We start from the raw sequence: 18,496 nt of genomic DNA, 5'->3' as shown, positions 1-18,496 counted from the left end.
GTAACAGAATCAGGATTTACAGAAAGGAATCGTAACATGAAAAAGTTAAAAATCGGCCTGATCGGATGCGGGGGCATTGCCAACCAGAAGCATCTCCCCTCCCTGAAGGCCAACAGCGACAAATGCGAGCTTGTGGCATTCTGCGATATCATCAGCGAGCGGGCGGAAAAGGCCTGTAAGGAATACGGCGCGCCCGGCGCGACGGTTTACACAGATCACCAAGAGCTGCTGAAGGATCCGTCTATCGATGTGGTCCATGTGCTCACCCCCAACGTGGCCCATTGCGAGATCACCGTACACGCCTTTGAGGCTGGGAAACACGTACTGTGCGAAAAGCCCATGGCCGCCACCAGCGCCGATGCGAAAAAAATGATGGAGGCCTGGAAAAAATCCGGCAAAAAATTCACCATCGGCTATCAGAACCGTTTCCGCCCGGAGGTACAGAATTTGAAGAAGGCCTGTGAAGCCGGAGAGCTGGGCGAAATCTACTATGGCAAGGCCCACGCCGTTCGCCGCCGGGCTGTTCCCACCTGGGGCGTATTCCCAAATAAGGCCCTGCAGGGCGGCGGGCCGTTGATCGATATTGGCACCCACGCATTGGATCTTACGCTGTGGATGATGGAGAATTACGAGCCGGATCGCGTTTTGGGCAGCGTGTTCTACAAGCTGGGACATTTGCAGCAGGCCGTCGAAGGCAACCTCTTCGGGCCCTGGGACCCCGATACCTATGAGGTAGAGGACAGCGCCATGGGCTTTATCAAAATGAAAAACGGAACCACCATCAATCTGGAGGCCTCCTGGGCCATCAATCTTTCCGAATCCAGAGAAGCCAGCACCACCCTGTGCGGCACCAGGGCCGGCGCGGAGATCTATTCAGGCATGAGCTATCAGCAGGATAAGCTGGTCTACAACCGGGGCCGCCACGGCCATTTGATGAACGAAGAGATCGCGGGCGGCGGCGCGGTCGCCTACTTTGAAGGCGGAACCTCTGCCCCGGGCGTTCTCGAAGCCGAACAGTGGCTGAACGCTATTCTAAACGATACCGAGCCCTGCGTAAAACCCGAACAGGCCTTTGTAGTCACACAAATTCTGGAAGCTATTTACCGATCTGCCGAAACCGGCAAGGAAGTCGTTTTGTAATCTGATCACTACTTGTCTTCTCCTAAATAGAAACAGGAAACAGCCTTGTGCGGAGCTTCTTTTCGCACAGGGCTGTTTCCTGTTTCTTTGAATAAAGGCAACACCGCACAATTCACGGCTGTGATGATCGCTTTGCGGCTATCACAATTTTGCGCTTTCGCGCTTATTCAGGGTGGCTGAACCGAAATTTAAGGTTGCGCCGAAAAAGTACGGCGAAGATCGCAAAACAAGGCGATCTCGGCGGGGTTGTTTCAGAGAAGTTTTTACCCGATGGCAAGAAATTCGATCAATTAGAGTTTAACGCCCTTAGGAGCCACCTGCGCGAGTAAGGGGTGCTGGTCTCCGGTGGAGACCAGCACCGACCGGAGCGAAGCGGAGAAAGCTGTCATGCGTTAGCATGACTGAGGAATTCTGGCTGGGAAGGTGCGAAATGCAGGTTTTATGAGATCTTCCAGCGAGCCAGACTCCCTCCGATAACCTTACGGCCGCACCGAAATCTGCTCAAAGAGCAGATTTCCCCTTCTCAGAGGAGGCAAGGGATTAGTGCTATTTATTAGCCCTACAAATTCCTATTTATCCTGCATTGGCAACAACGCCTGTGCTGCTTGCGGCGCTTGGGCTCTTGCCCTTTATCATTGCTCGTTCCTTATTGCTAATTGCTCATTTTATCGCGCCGCCACCGCCCAGCATCTAAGCAAGCGCCATCACTCCGAAGGGCGGCAGGACGGTTTCACCGTTGTGCTGTTCTCCGGTGAGCAGGTCGGTAAGGGGCTTTTTGCACAGGAAAGGCTGGGGCTTTTCCGTGTAGTTCAGGAGAAACCGGCAGGCATGACCGTCTTTTTCTCTGAGAGCATATTCGATCTCCGGGGGCAGCATCAGCGCGTCGGCGCAGGCCTCTGTCAGGCCCGCGTGGCGAAGCAGGGCAAAGGCTGCTTCCTCGGAGAAGGCCGCGCCGAAATAGAGGGCCTCCCCCTTCCCAGTGGGCTTGCGCAGCACGGCGGGGCTGCCATCGTACCAGGAGCCATGATAGCGGGCCAGAACCTCGCCGTCCTCCGCCTCCAGAATTTCGTGGAGCAGGGGCATGGGAACCTCCTCTCCGAACAGGGCGACAGAGGCGGGGCGATCCTTCGGAACCAGGGTATACTCCCGTACCGTGCCGCCCACCAGCCTTGCGGCGGCGCCCGGCGCGGGGGCCATGGGGCAGCGGCCGAATTCGTCCTTAAAGCCGGTTCGCGCACCGAAAATCACCTTGCCGCCCTGGGAAATATAGGTCTCCAACAGCTCACACAAGCTCTTCGGCAGCAGCGCGATATGGGGAAGCACCAGCAGCTCATAGGCTTGCAGCTCTTCCAGCGTCAGCTCCCGGTCCAGGCACAGCAGGTCCATGGGCGTATGGCTGACCTGGCAGGCATAGAACCAGTTCATTACGGAAGGGCCGCTCAGGGGGCCATGGAACACGTCCCCTTCCCCGTCCCATTCGGACTGGTAATGATAGCCCACCGCCATCTTTGCCCGGTATTTGCCACCTGCCAGAGTAGAAAGGTTCTCCAGCTCCCGCCGCAGCCGTTTGACCTCCTCCAGCTGGCGGCTGTCCCGGTTATCCCAGGGCAGAATGCCGTTCCAATAGATCTCCGTTCCCACCGTGCAGGTGCGCCACCGGAAGAAGCTGATAAAATCCGCACCGTGGGCAATGGACTGATAAGCCCAAAGCCGCAGCTGGCCCGGCAGGGGCGCGGGCTGGGTCAGCCTGGTCTGCCACCCTCCCCCGCCGGACTGCTGCTCCATAATGCCGAAATTGGGGGAAACGGAGCGCACCCGGGAAAGGCTTAAGCCGCTGGAGCGGTCCTTCAGCTTCCCCGCGGCGGAGGCGTTGGCGTTTGTGCCCGTGCCCATGGCATAGGCGAAATTCGGGTAGCTGTCATAGGTGATAAAATCCAGCGCCCGGCGGTTCAGCTCCAGATAATCCAAATGGCCGAACATGCCGTTCGTGGTGATAAAATCCTCCGGCTTCCGGTGCTTTTTCAAAATATCCGCCTGAAGCTTAAAAAAGGCAATGGCGCTTTCCGAAACAAATTTTTTCTGCTCCAGCAAAAGATGTGGATTGGGGGAATCCGCCAGGGTGGGACGGGCTACAAAAATCTCGTCCCAATCGGTATATTCCTGGTTCCAGAACACCGTGCCCATGGCCTCGTTCAGCTTTTCCAGGGTGCCGAATTTCCGTTTCAGATACGCCCGAAACCCCAGAGAATCGCTTTCCGAATAGTACTGGCTCGTTTCGCAGTTGATTTCATTATCGATCTGCCAGCCGATGATGGCCGGGTGCTGGCCGTAATGGGCGGCGATCTGTTCCACCACCCGGGCGCAGAGCTTCAGAAAGACCGGAGAGGTATGGTTACAGTGACAGCGCATTCCGTGGCGAACCAGGGTGCCGTCCGGCAGTGCGTTTAGTACCTCCGGGTACTTTTCCGTCAGCCAGGCAGGCGGCGTGGCCGTGGGGGTGCAGAAGATCACTTTCATGCCCTTTTCCGCCGCCAGATCCAAAAAGCGGTCGAAAAAATCAAAGGTGAATACGCCCTCGGTTTTTTCAAATTTGCTCCAGGCGAATTCCGCCACCCGGCAGACGGTGATACCGGCGGCAAGCATTCTGTCCAGATCCTCCGCCCACATGCTTTCCGGCCAATGCTCCGGATAATAGCACACGCCCAAGGTCAAGTGCTCCAGTCGAATGGATTTTTTCATTGCGACAGCCTCCCAAAAATATCAGCAATAGAAGGACGGCAGGCGGTTTGAAGGTTTTTGTGACAAGGCAATTCCCTTTACACCACCCGCAAAGCCATTTTGTCCTTCCTTCGTTTCAGTATAGCATAGAAGCAAAAAAATGCAAGGAAAAGGCGAATCGGGGCTCTCGTTATAGGAACCCTGATCCGCCTTTTCCACGCCGTACCCATTATGCTGTCACAGCGCTTGTATTGATAGACCCCCCACATTTAACTATGCCCCCGCCGAAATCGTCAAGAGCCACAATAACTGTCAAAAACAGGAAAACTATCAAGGGAAAATCACAATTCCTTATAAAACCCTTTTGGGCGGAATATTTTCTCCACAGGATCCGGCTTCCTTCTCAGATGCTCCGTGTACTCTTCCTTTTGTAAAATTCCAGGCCGGTATTGCCAAGAAAAGGGAAACCGTGTACAATTTATTTATTCTTTCTATGCCTGACTATCCAGGAGGCGCTGATCATATTCAGTTCTTCCTCAAGGGGAGGAATTTCAAGTGGAAAATACCAGAGCCCGCATTGTCATTGCCGCCATGCGGGCCGTGCGGCAGTACGGTCTGGAAGGGGTGCGGATCCAGAATATCAGTGAACTGGCGGAGCTTTCTCCCGGGGCCCTGTACCGCTATTTCAGCAGCAAGGATCAGCTGATGCGGGAGTGCTTTACCTATGTGGACCGGCAGGCTGCCACGATTTTTGAAAAGCTGGAATTCGATCCCTGCCTTCTGCTCACAGCTCCGCTGAAAGCGGTCAGGAGCCTGTGGCAGCCTTACTTTCGGTTTTGGATCGCCCACCCGGACGAAACGATCTTTTATCACCGGTTTCGAGACAGCGCCTTTTTCCACCAATACGACAAACAGCGGGATACCAGCTATTTCAACACCTTTGCCGATATGGTGCGCGCCTTTCTGAAGATATTCCCAGCCCTGAAGGAAATCAATCAGGAGCTGTTGTGGCACCATATTCTTACCAGCACGGTCATGTACGCCAAGTATGTGGTGGAGGGCGTATTGCCCAATACCCGGGAAACGGAAAACACCGTGTTCCAATTTCTGACCACAGGCCTTTCCGGGTATCTTTTTCCGGAGCGCTTGTCGGAAACGCCTCCTATGCCAAAGGCATTTCCATAACCATGAAAGGAGGCGTTTTTGTGGAGCAAAGCATGCGGAAGCCTGGCGTATCTTATCGGACAGGAAACCATCACGGTCCCCTATGCGGTCAAAACGGAACTGGAGCTGAAAAACTTTAGCAGCAGCGGCCAAATCATGAAAACCGCCGTGATAGAAGCACCGCCTGTAACCGAAAGATAGCGGCAACCGCCAGGCACGCCCCGAAAAACTGACAAAAATAAAAAGCAAGCAGACGAGAGCCTTTTTTTCGTCTGCTTGCTTTTTTAGCAGCGCCCGCACAAAATTGATCTCTCCCTGCTTTTCCGGAAACATTCGGGACAGGCTAACGGGGAACCGCCGGTAAACCAATGGTCGATTGCTCTGCCATTCCGCTTATGTTATGCTAAAAACAAGCTAAAAAGAGCGAGAGGAGAAAATTGTATGAACATGGCACAAACAGGCCGCCTGATCACCAGGCTGCGGATGAACCTGGGGCTTACCCAGGCACAGCTTGCACAGCGTCTGGACGTTACCGACAAGGCGGTCTCCAAATGGGAACGGGGAAAAAGCCTGCCGGATATCGCCCTGCTCAATCGGCTGGCGGCGGAGCTGCGGGTAAGCGTTATCGAGATTTTAAGCGGGGAGTTTCTCAACGTCGCCCGCAGCAGCAATCTGGACGAAATGAGCGCTTGCGGAGAAAAAGAGGATTATACCCAGCCCCTTTCTCTAAAGCCCGCCGATCCCGGCAGCCTGATGGTATCCCCCTATCTGTTCGGCAGCAATTTAGAGCACACCCGTTCCTGCATTCGGGGAGGGCTGTCCGCCCAGATGCTGCGAAACCGAAAATTCGCGGGCAATCCTTCCGCCTGTAAGGGCTGCGCCGCGGAATGGTATCCCATTGGAGAACACACGATCTTTACATTTGACCGCCCCTACACACGGCACGGAGAAGGGTATCACATGAAGCGCATGTCAGAGTGCAATTCCCTGAGCCTTTTGAACCCGTATGAAGGACAGCCGGCGGGCCTGGGGCAGCACGGCCTTGGAGTTCGGCAGGGGGAAAGCTATTTATTTGGAGCTGTGGTACGGACAAAAGGGCCCGTCACCTTCTCCGCCGCCCTGACAAACCGGGCGGGCGACCTTGTATATGACCTGCGCACCATGGCTGTGGAAGCGGAGGAATGGACCCGCTTTGAGCTGGAGCTGACCCCCAATACCATCGACCAGGACGCGGACCTGCGCATTTGGTGGGAGGAGGCAGGCTCTGTCTGCTTCGGGGCCCTTTCCCTTTTGCCAAAGGACAATTTCCGGGGAATGCGCCAGGACGTGGTAGAGGCGATGGCGGAAATGGGAATTCGGGTCCTACGCTGGCCGGGTGGCAATTTCGCCGGAGAATATAACTGGATGGACGGACTTCTCCCGGTGGATATGCGGGCGCCGCTCCAATCGTATCTCGGCCTGGAAACACAGCCCCACTCCATGGGGTATGATTATGATGAGATCAACACCGATGATTTTATTGCCCTGTGCCGGAAGATCGGCGCGGAGCCGTTCATCACCATCAACCCCTGCTGGAACACCCCGGAGGAAAACGCGGCGTGGGTGGAATACTGCAACGGCGACAGCTCTACGAAATATGGGCGGCTCAGAGCGGAGCGCGGGTACGAGGAGCCCTACCGGGTGCAGCTCTGGTCCCTGGGCAATGAGTTCGGCTACGGCCATATGGAAGGCGACAACACCCCCGGCGGGTATTGCCAAACCGCCCTGGAGCACGGCAGAAAAATGCTGGAGGTGTCCCCAAAGCTCAGCCTGTGTTCTTCCGGCCCCTACCCCAACAAAGAATGGGCGGAGCTTTCCGCGCGCCCCCTTTCCGGTATTGCTCAGATGATCTCACAGCACTACTACGGCCACGCTCCAAACTATACGGAGCTCTCCAAGGTAGAGCAGGAGTACCATGAGTGCCTGGCGTCTGTTTCCCGCATGCGCGCCCTCATTCGGGAATCCCGCCAATGGCTGGAACCCAATGTGCGTATCTCTCTGGACGAGTGGAACGTCTGGTACGCCTGGTATCGCCCTTCCAGCGTGACAGACGGCATTTACGCCGCGCTGGCCATGCACCTTTTGATCGAAGAGGCGGAAAAAAGCGGCATTGCCGTTGCCTGCCATTTCCAGGCGGTCAATGAGGGAATGCTCTGCGTAGATCCGGATCATGTCGGCATGACGGCCCAGGGGCAGGTGTTTTCTCTGATGAAATACCATGCGGGAAACCGCCTGTGCTCCGCCTCGCAGGAAGCTGTTGTGACGATCGACCGGGAAGAGCAGATTACGGCCACCGTTGTGAACGCCTCCTTCAGCAAGGAAAAGGTGGTGGATTTCTCCCAGCACGGCCCCTGCCGGGAGGCGGTGCTCTATTCCAGCGCTACCGTGCTTCCCCCCTCTGTTTTTGAGAAGAAAGACGTTTTGGAGCAGGCGCGGACCGGCTCTCTGTGCATACCGCCGCACAGCGTATTGCTTCTGCGTTTCTGATCTGTAAAAACAGCGCGGCGTCATTTTTCAAAGATCTGGAAAAATCAGTAATTTTTGTAAACTTACAGTCGATTGTTCTCCCTATTTATTTATGCTATGCTGATAAAAACTTGTAAAAAAGGGGGGGAACATTTTGATAAGCTGTATAGAAAGCGGCGGTGCTCAAGCCGCGTCACATGGGCGCCGCCTCAAAAAACCGTACAGCGCTGTGAACAGGAGATTTCCATTTTTACGAAGAGTAGAAAAAACAGAGAAAGGATGAATGAAATGAAACGAAAGATCGCTGCATTGCTCATCTGCCTGGCCATGGTGGCCGTCAGCTTAGCCGCCTGTAACGGGGACTCAGCGGACAAAAGCTCCGAGGCTCCCGGCAGCAAGGCCTCGGGAAGCGTTTCCCAAGGAGAAACAAAGAGCTCCGATCCATCGAACAACGGTGACAAGGAACCGGTAAATCTGACAATCTATTTCCAAACCCATATGGGCGCTCAGGACGCGCAGGACGAAGTGGCCGCAGCCATGAGCGAGATCACCCGTGAGAAAATGAACGCGAATGTGACCCTGGTGCCTATCGACGGCGGTTCCTATAAGCAGGCCCTGACCCTGGCCTTTTCCGGCGGCGAGCAGGTGGATCTGTTCAACACCTGCGGCCTTGATTCTTACGCCGCCGTGGTAAATCATGGGTACGCGCTCAACCTGGAAGAGGATAACCTGCTTCAAACGCACGGCACCGGGATCCTGGATACCATTGACCAGAAGTACCTTGACCCCTGCCGGGTAGACGGGAGCATTTACGGGCTTCCTACCATGCGCGACATGGCCATCGGCCAGTTTGCGCTGGCGGTAGCCGCCCAGTATCTGGACGGCATCGGCTATGAGTACACAGACGATGATATCATCTATGTAAAAGAAGGCGAGATCGAACGGATCCTTGCGGAGCTTCACGAAACGTTCCCGGACAAAACCGTTACAAAGTACGGCCTTCTGAGCCAGAACATCTTATACGACGCATTGGGCGGCGACAATTTCGGCGTATTGCTGGATCCCGTAAACAGCCTGAAGGCGGAAGATTTCTTCTCCAGCGATCTGTACTACGATTATTGTAAGATGTTCTACAACTGGAATCAGGCGGGCTACATTTCTCAGGACGCCATGGCTTCCGACGCTCACGTCACCACCGAGGTCAGGGCTGGAACTCTGATGAGCTATCTGTGCGGAACAAAGCCCGGCATTCGGCAGCAGGAAACAAAGCTTTGCGCGCAGGAGATCGTACTGCTTCAGGAGGGGGAGGATTTTCTGAGCTCCTCCGCGGTTTCCGGACTCTCCTGGTGCATCGGCTTTACCACGGCGGATAAAACCGCTTCCATGCAGCTCTTAAACGAGCTTTACACCAACCCTGAGCTTTCCCGGCTGATCTGCTGGGGACGTGAAGACTTTGAATGGGTGGAAACCGACGACGGCCACATGACCTATCCCGATGGCATAGACGCCGATACCTCCCCCTATCTCCATTCTGTAAACTGGGAAATGCCCAACCAGTTTATCGCCGGTGTTTGGGAAGGCGATGACCTGGACATTTGGGAGAAAACCGAGAGCTTCAATGACAACGCTCTGGTTTCCAAGGCTTTGGGCTTTACCTTTGACAACTCTGCCCTGATGAACGAGTACACGGCAATGGTCAATGTTTACAACGAGTATTCAAAGCAGCTGGAAATGGGCTTTTTGAACCCCGATGAGGGAATTCCGGAGATGGTGGAACGCCTGAAAGCAGCCGGACTGGATAAGTACATCGCCGAAAAACAGGCTCAGCTGGACGCTTGGGCCAGTGAAAACGGCATTTCCTGACAATCAGCTTTCTGCCAAGAAAAAGCTTTCTACAGGGGAAACCCAAGGGGCCGTCCCTTGGGTTTCCCCGCATTTGGAAAGGAGGAAAAGAATGCAAACAAGCGTGCGCCCCCATACCGGGCAGCCCAACCAGCAGCGCCTGGGAAAACGGATCGTCAAGTTCCTGCCGGTTTACTTGATGGCCCTTCCGGGCCTTGTGTATCTGTTCATCAACAATTACATGCCGCTTCCCGGTTTGGTTCTGGCTTTCAAAAACTACAATGCCCGGGACGGCATTTGGGGAAGCCCCTGGGCCGGATTCTCCAATTTTACTTACCTGTTTCAAAATGACGCCGGATATATCACCCGCAATACGATCCTGTACAACCTGGCCTTTATCATCATAAACACTGTGCTTTCCGTAGCTGTGGCTATCCTTCTCAGCGAGATGACAAGTAAAGCGAAAAAAGCCTATCAAAGCGCGATCCTTTTACCGTATCTGATTTCCTCGGTGATCATAGCTTATCTGGTTTTCGCTTTTCTGGGGGTAGACAATGGATTTTTCAATAAAACGATCCTTCCCCTGTTTGGCGTAAAATCGGTCAACTGGTATACGAAAACCGAGTATTGGCCGTTCATTCTGATATTTGTAAGCGCCTGGAAAACGGTGGGCTATCAATGCATCGTGTATCTGGCCACCATCATGGGCTTTGACCGCACTTATTATGAAGCCGCGATCATTGACGGCGCCACCAAGCTGCAGCAGATCTTCCGCATTACGATCCCCCTGCTGAAAAGCACGATCATTCTGTTGATTCTGCTGGCCATCGGCCGAATTTTCTATTCCGATTTCGGCCTGTTTTATCAGGTGCCCATGAATTCCGGCGCTCTCTATCCGGTCACACAGACCATCGACACCTACGTGTACCGCGGGCTTCTGGAGGTAGGAAACATCACGATGTCCGCCGCGGCAGGCGCGTATCAGTCTCTGGTGGGGTTCCTTCTGGTGCTTGGGGCAAACCTGGTGGTACGCAAGCTGGACCGCGAAAGCGCGTTGTTTTAAGGGGAGGAGCTTATGGTAAAGACAAAAGAAGAACGGGTCTTTCAGATCATTGCCAACTGCATTATGGCAATCATGTCCCTTTGCGCTTTGATCCCCATCGTTTTGCTGTTTACCTCGTCCCTTACGGCAAACGACGATCTGCTGCGGGACGGATACAACTTTATTCCCCGCACCTGGAGCCTGGAAAACTACGCGTATATTTTTGACACCAGTTCCAACAAGGTGCTTCACGCGTATATGATCTCCTTTCTTCTCACTTTTTGCGGGACGATTCTGGGAACCGTTATTACGGTTTTGCTGGGCTATGCCATTTCCCGCCCCGGTATGCCGGGCAGAGGCGTGTTGACCTTTCTGGTCTTCTTCACCATGCTGTTTAACGGCGGACTGGTTCCCACCTATATCAATTACACCACCATCTTCCATTTGAAAAACACCTTTTGGGGCCTGCTGCTGCCGTCTCTTTTGATGAATGCCTTCAATGTGATGCTGGTAAAAAGCTATTTTGCCACCGCGATCCCGGAGGAGATCCTGGAATCGGCGCGGATCGACGGCGCCGGGGAGATCCGAATTTTCGGCTCCATCGCGGCGCCGATGGCCCGCCCCATCATCGCCACCATCGCTTTATTTGTGGGCATCGCCTATTGGAACGATTGGAATAACGGCTATATCTATCTCACAAGCGCCACGGATCTTTACAGCATTCAAAATTTACTGAACCGTATGCAGGAAAACATTCAGTTTCTTGTAACGAACTCCGCCGGGCTTACCAGCACCAATGTGGGGCTGGCAAATATTCCTTCCGAGGGCATACGAATGTCTATGGCGGTATTGGGTGTTCTGCCCGTGATCCTGGTCTATCCGTTTATCCAAAACAACTTTGTAAAGGGCATTACTCTGGGCGGCGTAAAGGGCTGATCCATCGCGGGCTTTTGGGGAGCTTCATAAAAAGAAAAAATATTCAGGAGAGTGATTAGAAATGAACAAGTTTCAAAATTTCGCGGTGATGTCTTATTCCTTCCACGGCTTGCGAAATCTCGGCGCAATGGACGTTTTCGGTTATTTGGAGACGGTGCGTTACCGCTATGGGCTGCAAACAGCGGATCTCTGGAACGGCATGCTCGATTCCACAGAGGAACCGTATCTTCAAATGGTGAAGGCCGCCATTGAGGAACGGGGCCTGGAGGTGGTAAACTTCTGCTGTGACCGGGCCCACCTGTGGGATAACGACCCCCAGACGCGGTACGAAAACGAACAGCGGGCCTGGGAGTATATCAGAGCAGGCAGAATATTGGGCGCCAAAACGATCCGCATTGACGTGGGGATCCGGGAAGAGCAGGCAAGTGAGAAACAGCTGGATTATGTGGTAAAGAAATACAGGGAATACTGCCGGGAAGCCGCCAAGTTCGGCGCGAAGCTGGGGCCGGAAAATCACTGGGGCGCTTCCTGGGATCCCGCGCTGATCGAAACCCTGTTCCGGCAGGTCAACGAACCGAATTTTGGGCTGCTCCTTCATCTCGGAAACTGGTTTGGACCGGAGGAAGAGAAGGACGAAAACGATTGCCGCTTTGCCAAGAGGGCGATGCATATCCATATAAATTATGAACACTGCATGGAAGCGGATCGGGTACTCCCCGCCTTAAAGGCGGCGGGATATCAGGGCTGCTGGAGCGTGGAATGCCACAAGGCAAGCAACGAATACAGCAACGTGGCGTTCCAGCTTGCCCAGGCCAGGCGTGTGCTGGCGCCCCTTTCCTACGACGGTTCCTGGGAAGTAGCGCCGCCCTCGGTGCTTCCCAACAGTTGATCGCCGCCGGAAAAAAGGCAAATCTTTAATAGCCGACAAAAGAAAGGGAGAGTTTATGAAAGAAATTCGTGTGGCCTTGATCGGAACGGGTGTGATCTCCAAGCAGCATATGGAACGGTATCAAAACATTCCAAACGCCAAGGTGGTGGCAGCCTGTGATCTTGACAGAAGGAAGCTGGAGGCTTGGGGCGAAGCATACCAAATTCAAGACCTCTACACAGATTACCGGGAGCTTTTGAAGCGGGAGGATATTGACGCGGTAGACGTCTGTCTGCACAACAACCTCCACCTTCCCATGGCCCTGGAGGTTTTGCGCGCGGGGAAGCACTGCTATTGCGAAAAGCCGATGGCGGGCTCTTACCGGGACGCAAAGCTGCTGTACGAAGAGGCGAAGCGGTCCGGAAAAGAGCTTTCGATCCACCTGGATTTCATCTTCCGCCCGCAAAGCCGCATTGCCCGAAAAATGGTGGAAAATGGCCGGCTGGGTCAGATTTATCACGCACGCTCTGTGGGCCTGCGGCGCTGCATGCGGCCCGGGCTGGACGTTCCGCCTCCGGCGTTTTCCAGGGATTTTATTTCCGGGCACTGGGCCGGCCACGGCGCTTTGTATGATATGGGGGTATATCACATTTCCCAGCTGCTCTACATTCTGGGAACTCCCAAGCTGGAGCGGGTGACCGGACACACCTATCAGAAAGTGCCCTACCTGGGAAGGACAGCTTCAGAAGCGGGTATGGAGGTAGAAGAGCTGGGAGTTGGACTGGCGACCTATGAAAATGGGCTGACTCTGGACGTGCTGGAGGCCTGGGCGATCCACATGGATGAGTTTGGGCCCGCCTTTCTGGCGGGAGACAAAGGCGGCCTGAGGCTGACAGATGAGTGGGTACAGGGAAATCCCTCTTTTGGCCTGAAATTTTTGACCACAAAGGAAGGTTCTCTTCTGGATATCGACTTAAAAGCCGAGGAAAACGGCAGGAGCGAGGTGTTCCGGGATCCCTCCGCACGGTTTCTTGCGGACGACCAGGCTTGCTGGATCGCCTATCTTTCCGGAGAATTGAAGGAACGGTACGATACGGCGTGGCTGGCGCTGCAAACCATGCTGGTCAGCGAAGGGATCTTCCTTTCCGGCGCACTGGGCCGCGAAGTCACCGCCGATGAGATCGAGTCTCTTTCCTCATCAATGGCAATTCGGGAACAGGAAACAGACTGGGGTATTTTTCACTATGAATTTTGACCCGAAAAGCGTTGTGACAGAAGAGGAAAAGGCAGAAACAAGCCGCGGCAAAAGGCCGGTGTCTGCGCCAAAGTCCTTCCCAAGGCTTGCAAGCTGAAAATGTTTTTCAACCGCTTGCGCGCAGCGCATGCCATAAAGAATCGGCCCTGAAAAAACGAAGTATAAAAAAAGCCAACCCGCACACAGGGTTGGCTTTTTTCATAGTTGAAACGGGCACCGGGAATACCGCTTTATCTCAGCAATTCCTCCGGGGATTTCTCGATCATCGGGCTTTCAAGCTTTTCAAGCCACTGTACAGGCGCGGCCCAGCGCACCGCGTTGACAATGATTTGAAGGATAATGGGGTTATGATAAGAAGGGAAGGTCTCGTGGCCGGGCTGGAAATAGAAGATCTTTCCGTTGCCCCGGGTCCAGGTGGCGCCGCTGCGGAACAGCTCGCCTCCCCGATACCAGTTGGCAAACAGCAGGTCGTCCGGCTTGGGGATATCGAAGGGCTCGCAATAGACCTCCTCCTGCTCCAGCTCAAAGGTTTGGGGGATCCCCTGTGTAATGGGGTGAGTGCGGTTCATGGTGTACACCCGGGTGAAGTCCACCTCGCGCCATTTCAGATTGCCGCTGGTGCCCAGCAGGTAGCGGAAGGGCTTGCTGAGATGAGCCGAGTGCAGGGCAATAAAGCCCATGCCCCGCTGTACCCGTTCCACCACCCGAAAGGCCAGCTCATCCGGCACCGCGTGGTGGGCCATATGCCCCCACCAAACAAGCACGTCCGTTTTATCCAGCAGCTCGTTCGGCAGACCGAACTCCGGGTCGTACAAAGTGGTGTACGTGACGTTCATATCCTCGTTTTCACGCAGATGATCGGACAGCGTGCGAAGCAGCCCATTGGGATACGCCGCCTTCACGCCGGCGGCCGATTTTTCCAGAAACTCGCCGAAATGTCTTAACTGCTCCTCAGAGCTTCCGGGCGGGGCAAACTCAGGCCGCATTTCTCCCCTTTCCTCCAGCGCCTCGTACCAAACCGTTACATTGATCATATTTTCCGCTCCCTTCTGAAATCATACGGAGCGGCCCGGGCTTCTTCGCCCAGACCTTTTCCGCTATTGCCGTATTTTGTTTTGCCTTTTCTGGTCGGCCGCACAAGCGCCGCAAGCGGTGCTGCCGCTTATCCCGCCAGCTTCAAAAGCTCCTTGTCCTTTGCTTCCGGGCAGAGCCTTCGCAGCGTTTCCAGCAGGCGCTCTTTGGATTCCCGGGGCGCGTGCCGGTAAACCTGTTCGGTAAAGGCTGTTCCGAACCGCGCTTCCGGTGTGGAATACCGGGCAATGCCCCAGCCGTAGGTTTTGCCGTCTTTGTCCTTCGCGTACTCAAAGTCTGTGATGATCACATATCCCTGCATTTGCAGGCGGGTGACGGCGTTTTCAAACGCGCCCTTTTTCTCCTTGCCCGCAAAGCCGCTCTTTTGCCGCCACTGGCCGGTGAGCAGGCTGCCGTGCTCCAGAAGGGCGTTGTAGATGAGCAAATCGGTATGGGAAGCCAGTCCATCGTCATACCGCGCGTCAAAATCATAGCCGTCCCGCCGGTAATTGGCAAAATCCAGATAAAGCTCAGGCATGATGTACCCCGCCTTATTGCGGAAGAATTTGCCGTAAGCCGCCCCCGTCCGCCGGATCACCGGGCCCTTCCATTCCCAGGGGCCTTCGGTGTTTTCAGCAAACCAGAAGCTGCGGGGCGTATGCTCCTCAATGGAAAACCCCGGGACCTGATTTTCAAACATGGGAAGCATACCGTACTCTTTTACCATGCTTTCCATCGCCTTGCAGGAGCTTACTTCCTGTTTCATGGGTTCACCCGCTTTCCTTAGAGCCTCTCCCAAAATAAACCGCGCACATCTTATTTCGGGATAGGCACTTACTCTCCGAAAATATCCCGCGCCTTTTGCATATGCTCGATGATCTTCACGCCAAAGGGACAGCGGGTCTCACAGGCGCCGCACTGAATACAGGCTCCGGCCTTTTGCTCCAGCGCGCCGTAATGCTCCCGCAGGGTTTCCGGCACCATTCCCTGGGCCTCGCAGAGATCGGCAAATTTATTGACGGTGGCAATGTCGATCCCCACCGTGCAGGGGGCGCAATGCCCGCAATACATGCACTTATCCGTAAAGGGGTGTGCCGGACAGCTGCTCAAAAGCGCGGAATAATCCTTTTCTTCCTCCGCCGCGTCACAGTAAGCGGCCGCCTGTAAAAGCTCCTCCGCGCTGCGGGCCCCTGCCAGCACCACGGCAACGCCCGGACGGGTCAGGCAGTAATGCAGACACTGGTTCACGGTCATGGCTGCGCCAAAGGGGGATTCCTCCGCTTTCAAAAGCGCGCCGCCTCCGTAGGGCTTCATCACGGTGAGCGCCACGCCCCGGCTTTCGCACAGGCTGTAAAGCTCCTGCCGCTCCGGGTCGGTGCTTGACAGCACATTGGGCTGCTCATAGGTGGATTTTTCAAAGAGCGTGTCCACGTCCTCATTGGGCGGCAAAATATCATAGGCGGGGTTAACGCTGAACATGATAACGTCGATCTCCCCCGTTTTCACCGCCTGAATGGCCACTCTGGGGTTGTGGGTACTCATGCCGAGATGCCTGATCTTCCCGGCGGCCTTCTGCTCCTTGGCAAATTTCAGCACTTCACCGCCGAACACCGCGTCAAAATCCTTCTGCTCGTCCACATAGTGGATCATGCCAATGTCGATATAATCGGTCTGAAGGCGGTTCAGCAGATCGGCAAAGGCGGCGCGAACCTCGTCCATTTTCCGGGTGCGCTTATACTGCCCGTCCAGCCAGGCGGAACAGAGATGCGCCTGCATGATGAACTTCTCCCTGCGGCCCGTCATGGCCTTTCCGAACACGTCCCGGACATAGGGCTCGGGGTTATAAAGATCAAAATAATTGATCCCCGCGTCAAGAGCAGTGTCAACAAGTTCCACCCCGAATTCCAAGGACTGATTGACAAACGCCTCGCTGCCCAACCCGATCTCGCTGACCTTCAGGCCGGTACGTCCCAACGTGCGGTAGTTCATGGAAATCCCTCCCTAAAAAGCTTATTCTTATCATACTAAAGAACGTTTTCCTTGTAAAGGGCAGCGGAAAATTTCACAATTTCTTTTTTATTCCGTCTTTGAGTTTGCAATGAAAGAAAGCCCCACAGAAAAACAAAAAGCAAACAAAACGGGCAGATCGCCAGGTGCGATTTATTCAAAGGGATTCTAAGTAAACCACAGGTTGTTTTTTTGTTTTCCTATTCAACCTCTCATATATTGCTAAACAGACCTGCCTCCACTATAATATTCCAGAAAGGCGGGCCTATCCCAGTAACAAGATAAGGAGAATCTCTATGTTGGACAGTGTAAAAGCGGGTAAGGAAATTGCAATTTTAAGAAAAAGCATGGGGCTGACCCAGGAAGACCTTGCCGGTCGGCTGGATATCAGCCCCCAGGCGGTGAGTAAATGGGAAAACGGCCATTCCATGCCGGAGCTTTCTTTGCTGGTAAAATTGGCGGAAATACTCAACAGTACGCTGGACGCTATTCTTTTTCCGAACTTTGCCCAGCCTGCGGCAACCGCAAATTTTGAACATATATTGCTGCCCTATTCCCCTATCGCAAATTTTTCAGGCAGGAATTGGCCCCGAAGCATGGCATATCCGGCTATGCTCTCCGCGGTCAAGCTGTTAATGGGCCTTGAGGAGCGCAAGGACCCTATGGGGCGTCAGATAAATGACGACACGGAATATATCTTACAGTCTGCGTTTACCTCCATCTGCTTCGGGTACTCCTGGGAGCCAAAAGACGCACTGATGAACGGCCTTTCAGTATATGGCCTGGCCGGAGAGCTTCACAGCGGAAGGGACTGCTCGGAAGAAGATTTTATACGTCTGGCCGTAAAAAACATTTTAAGTGGACACCCCGTAATTATTGTCCCTCAGGAATATTCCGACATGATACTGGCAACCGGCTTTTCTCACCAGGGAAAGGTGTTGAAGGGACTTCCGTTTCTCGATGGCGATGATGAAAAGAATTCAGTGATGTCCATGGAGCAGCTGAAAAGCTTTCCGGCATGGTATGTGAAAAAGCCGGACATGCTGCTGATCAAGCCAGGTTCAAAGCCGGTCCCCGCTTCGGAAAAATGCAGAGAAGCCTTGCAAAAGGGACTTGCGCTCCTGCAAAACGAGCGCAATGTGTCCGATGAGCCGCTGGTTGGGTACGGAACTGTCATATACGATAACTGGTGCCAGGAGCTTCAAAAGGAAAGCAATCAGGATATGATAGCCATAAAGTGCCTGTTTCCGCACATTTTCATTCATTATGAGGGGAAGCTTCGCATCAAACAATTTCTGGAGCTTAGCAAGAACCTGATGGATATAGATCACCGCCCCTTTACAGTGGCAATTTCCAAGTACGAGGAAATGATAAGCATGTGTGAAAAATGCTTACACGATTTATCGGACAGATCCCCTGAGACGATTGGCGAATCCAAAGAAAAAAGACAAACGCTCATTGCCATGCTGAGAAGAAGCAAGGAATTGGAGCAGGAAGCTCTCAAAGAGATTTCCGCTGCTATTCGGTGAAATTGTTTTTGATGTTCAAATTCGGGAACACTCAGAGCCTAAAATAGCGGGCGGAGGTAAAAACCACGTCCAAAGGACGTGGTATGAATGGTAAGCTCTAAGAGGGCATGATACCAGCGACGCCTAAAGGCGTACAATGAGAAACGCCAACTGCACTTTTGATTTGGCGTTTCTTTCTTACATTTCTTCTATCCCATGAATTCCCCGCGCTCAGTTTGGGCGGTGTTGAATGCGATCCGGTATGGTACGCACTTCTATGGTTTCTGCAGGCTTATACTCACACAGCTTTCTTAAAATTTTTCCTATGTTTGCTCGTAGTTTCCCATACACCACTTTTCCTGCGGTACTTCGATACCAGCACGATGTGATATTGGCACTTCCATTTCATGTAATAAACTTTGCTCGTCTATTTGGACTGA

Annotated in this window: 14 protein-coding genes; 10 read left to right on the top strand and 4 right to left on the bottom strand. The window is 53.9% G+C overall.

Going from position 1 to position 18,496, the window contains the following annotated elements; all coding sequences use genetic code 11:
• Window positions 1-36: 36 nt before the first annotated feature.
• On the top strand, window positions 37-1,140 hold the full coding sequence (locus U8T64_RS10240; protein WP_322183314.1) for a Gfo/Idh/MocA family protein: 1,104 nt from the start codon (window positions 37-39) through the stop codon (window positions 1,138-1,140).
• A gap of 690 nt (window positions 1,141-1,830) precedes the next feature.
• Here the strand turns inward: U8T64_RS10240 and U8T64_RS10235 are convergent.
• On the bottom strand, window positions 1,831-3,879 hold the full coding sequence (locus tag U8T64_RS10235) for a beta-galactosidase (protein WP_322183313.1): 2,049 nt from the start codon (window positions 3,877-3,879) through the stop codon (window positions 1,831-1,833).
• 534 nt (window positions 3,880-4,413) lie between these two features.
• On the opposite strand from U8T64_RS10235, the gene U8T64_RS10230 reads away from it, so the two are divergent.
• The 8 genes from U8T64_RS10230 (at window position 4,414) to U8T64_RS10195 (ending at window position 13,470) form a co-directional block, all read left to right on the top strand.
• The gene (locus tag U8T64_RS10230; RefSeq protein ID WP_322183312.1) at window positions 4,414-5,043 is read left to right on the top strand and encodes a TetR/AcrR family transcriptional regulator; all 630 of its coding nucleotides are present in this window, start codon (window positions 4,414-4,416) and stop codon (window positions 5,041-5,043) included.
• An 18-nt stretch (window positions 5,044-5,061) separates the two neighbouring features.
• Window positions 5,062-5,223, top strand: coding sequence for a hypothetical protein (locus tag U8T64_RS10225; protein WP_322183311.1), 162 nt, complete (start codon window positions 5,062-5,064; stop codon window positions 5,221-5,223).
• Window positions 5,224-5,463: 240 nt separating this feature from the next.
• On the top strand, window positions 5,464-7,548 hold the full coding sequence (locus tag U8T64_RS10220) for an alpha-L-arabinofuranosidase family protein (RefSeq protein ID WP_322183310.1): 2,085 nt from the start codon (window positions 5,464-5,466) through the stop codon (window positions 7,546-7,548).
• Between the two features lie 267 nt (window positions 7,549-7,815).
• Window positions 7,816-9,390, top strand: a complete 1,575-nt coding sequence (locus U8T64_RS10215) for a DUF3502 domain-containing protein (protein ID WP_322183309.1) — start codon at window positions 7,816-7,818, stop codon at window positions 9,388-9,390.
• 91 nt (window positions 9,391-9,481) lie between these two features.
• Window positions 9,482-10,432: an ABC transporter permease gene (locus U8T64_RS10210; protein ID WP_322183308.1), complete on the top strand. Its 951-nt coding sequence runs from the start codon at window positions 9,482-9,484 to the stop codon at window positions 10,430-10,432.
• 12 nt (window positions 10,433-10,444) lie between these two features.
• Entirely contained in the window at window positions 10,445-11,347 is a 903-nt protein-coding gene (locus U8T64_RS10205) for a carbohydrate ABC transporter permease (RefSeq protein WP_322183307.1), read from the top strand.
• Window positions 11,348-11,408: 61 nt separating this feature from the next.
• Window positions 11,409-12,236, top strand: coding sequence for a sugar phosphate isomerase/epimerase family protein (locus U8T64_RS10200; RefSeq protein ID WP_322183306.1), 828 nt, complete (start codon window positions 11,409-11,411; stop codon window positions 12,234-12,236).
• 55 nt (window positions 12,237-12,291) lie between these two features.
• The gene (locus tag U8T64_RS10195; RefSeq protein WP_322183305.1) at window positions 12,292-13,470 is read left to right on the top strand and encodes a Gfo/Idh/MocA family protein; all 1,179 of its coding nucleotides are present in this window, start codon (window positions 12,292-12,294) and stop codon (window positions 13,468-13,470) included.
• A gap of 230 nt (window positions 13,471-13,700) precedes the next feature.
• Here U8T64_RS10195 and U8T64_RS10190 read toward each other — a convergent pair whose 3' ends face one another.
• The 3 genes from U8T64_RS10190 to U8T64_RS10180 all read right to left on the bottom strand — a co-directional run bounded on the left by U8T64_RS10190 (window position 13,701) and on the right by U8T64_RS10180 (window position 16,530).
• Window positions 13,701-14,504 carry a ThuA domain-containing protein gene (locus tag U8T64_RS10190; protein ID WP_322183304.1) on the bottom strand — a complete coding sequence of 268 codons (804 nt, stop codon included), beginning with the start codon at window positions 14,502-14,504 and terminating at the stop codon, window positions 13,701-13,703.
• A gap of 128 nt (window positions 14,505-14,632) precedes the next feature.
• Complete coding sequence (locus U8T64_RS10185) at window positions 14,633-15,307, bottom strand: AlkZ-related protein (protein ID WP_322183303.1); 675 nt, start codon at window positions 15,305-15,307, stop codon at window positions 14,633-14,635.
• Between the two features lie 68 nt (window positions 15,308-15,375).
• Entirely contained in the window at window positions 15,376-16,530 is a 1,155-nt protein-coding gene (locus tag U8T64_RS10180; protein WP_322183302.1) for an aldo/keto reductase, read from the bottom strand.
• A 314-nt stretch (window positions 16,531-16,844) separates the two neighbouring features.
• On the opposite strand from U8T64_RS10180, the gene U8T64_RS10175 reads away from it, so the two are divergent.
• Window positions 16,845-18,077, top strand: coding sequence for a helix-turn-helix transcriptional regulator (locus tag U8T64_RS10175; protein ID WP_322183301.1), 1,233 nt, complete (start codon window positions 16,845-16,847; stop codon window positions 18,075-18,077).
• Window positions 18,078-18,496: the final 419 nt, after the last annotated feature.

The organism is Neglectibacter caecimuris, from assembly GCF_034335015.1.
In the GTDB taxonomy this organism is placed as follows: Bacteria; Bacillota; Clostridia; order Oscillospirales; family Acutalibacteraceae; genus Acutalibacter; species Acutalibacter caecimuris_A.
This window is presented reverse-complemented; position numbering and strand designations above follow the sequence as displayed.

Coding starts and splice junctions, on each gene's coding strand:
- U8T64_RS10175 (WP_322183301.1), top strand. CDS start 16,845: ATGTTGGACAGTGTAAAAGCGGGTAAGGAAATTGCAATTTTAAGAAAA.
- U8T64_RS10215 (WP_322183309.1), top strand. CDS start 7,816: ATGAAACGAAAGATCGCTGCATTGCTCATCTGCCTGGCCATGGTGGCC.
- U8T64_RS10190 (WP_322183304.1), bottom strand. CDS start 14,504: ATGATCAATGTAACGGTTTGGTACGAGGCGCTGGAGGAAAGGGGAGAA.
- U8T64_RS10185 (WP_322183303.1), bottom strand. CDS start 15,307: ATGAAACAGGAAGTAAGCTCCTGCAAGGCGATGGAAAGCATGGTAAAA.
- U8T64_RS10210 (WP_322183308.1), top strand. CDS start 9,482: ATGCAAACAAGCGTGCGCCCCCATACCGGGCAGCCCAACCAGCAGCGC.
- U8T64_RS10205 (WP_322183307.1), top strand. CDS start 10,445: ATGGTAAAGACAAAAGAAGAACGGGTCTTTCAGATCATTGCCAACTGC.
- U8T64_RS10195 (WP_322183305.1), top strand. CDS start 12,292: ATGAAAGAAATTCGTGTGGCCTTGATCGGAACGGGTGTGATCTCCAAG.
- U8T64_RS10200 (WP_322183306.1), top strand. CDS start 11,409: ATGAACAAGTTTCAAAATTTCGCGGTGATGTCTTATTCCTTCCACGGC.
- U8T64_RS10220 (WP_322183310.1), top strand. CDS start 5,464: ATGAACATGGCACAAACAGGCCGCCTGATCACCAGGCTGCGGATGAAC.
- U8T64_RS10240 (WP_322183314.1), top strand. CDS start 37: ATGAAAAAGTTAAAAATCGGCCTGATCGGATGCGGGGGCATTGCCAAC.
- U8T64_RS10235 (WP_322183313.1), bottom strand. CDS start 3,879: ATGAAAAAATCCATTCGACTGGAGCACTTGACCTTGGGCGTGTGCTAT.
- U8T64_RS10180 (WP_322183302.1), bottom strand. CDS start 16,530: ATGAACTACCGCACGTTGGGACGTACCGGCCTGAAGGTCAGCGAGATC.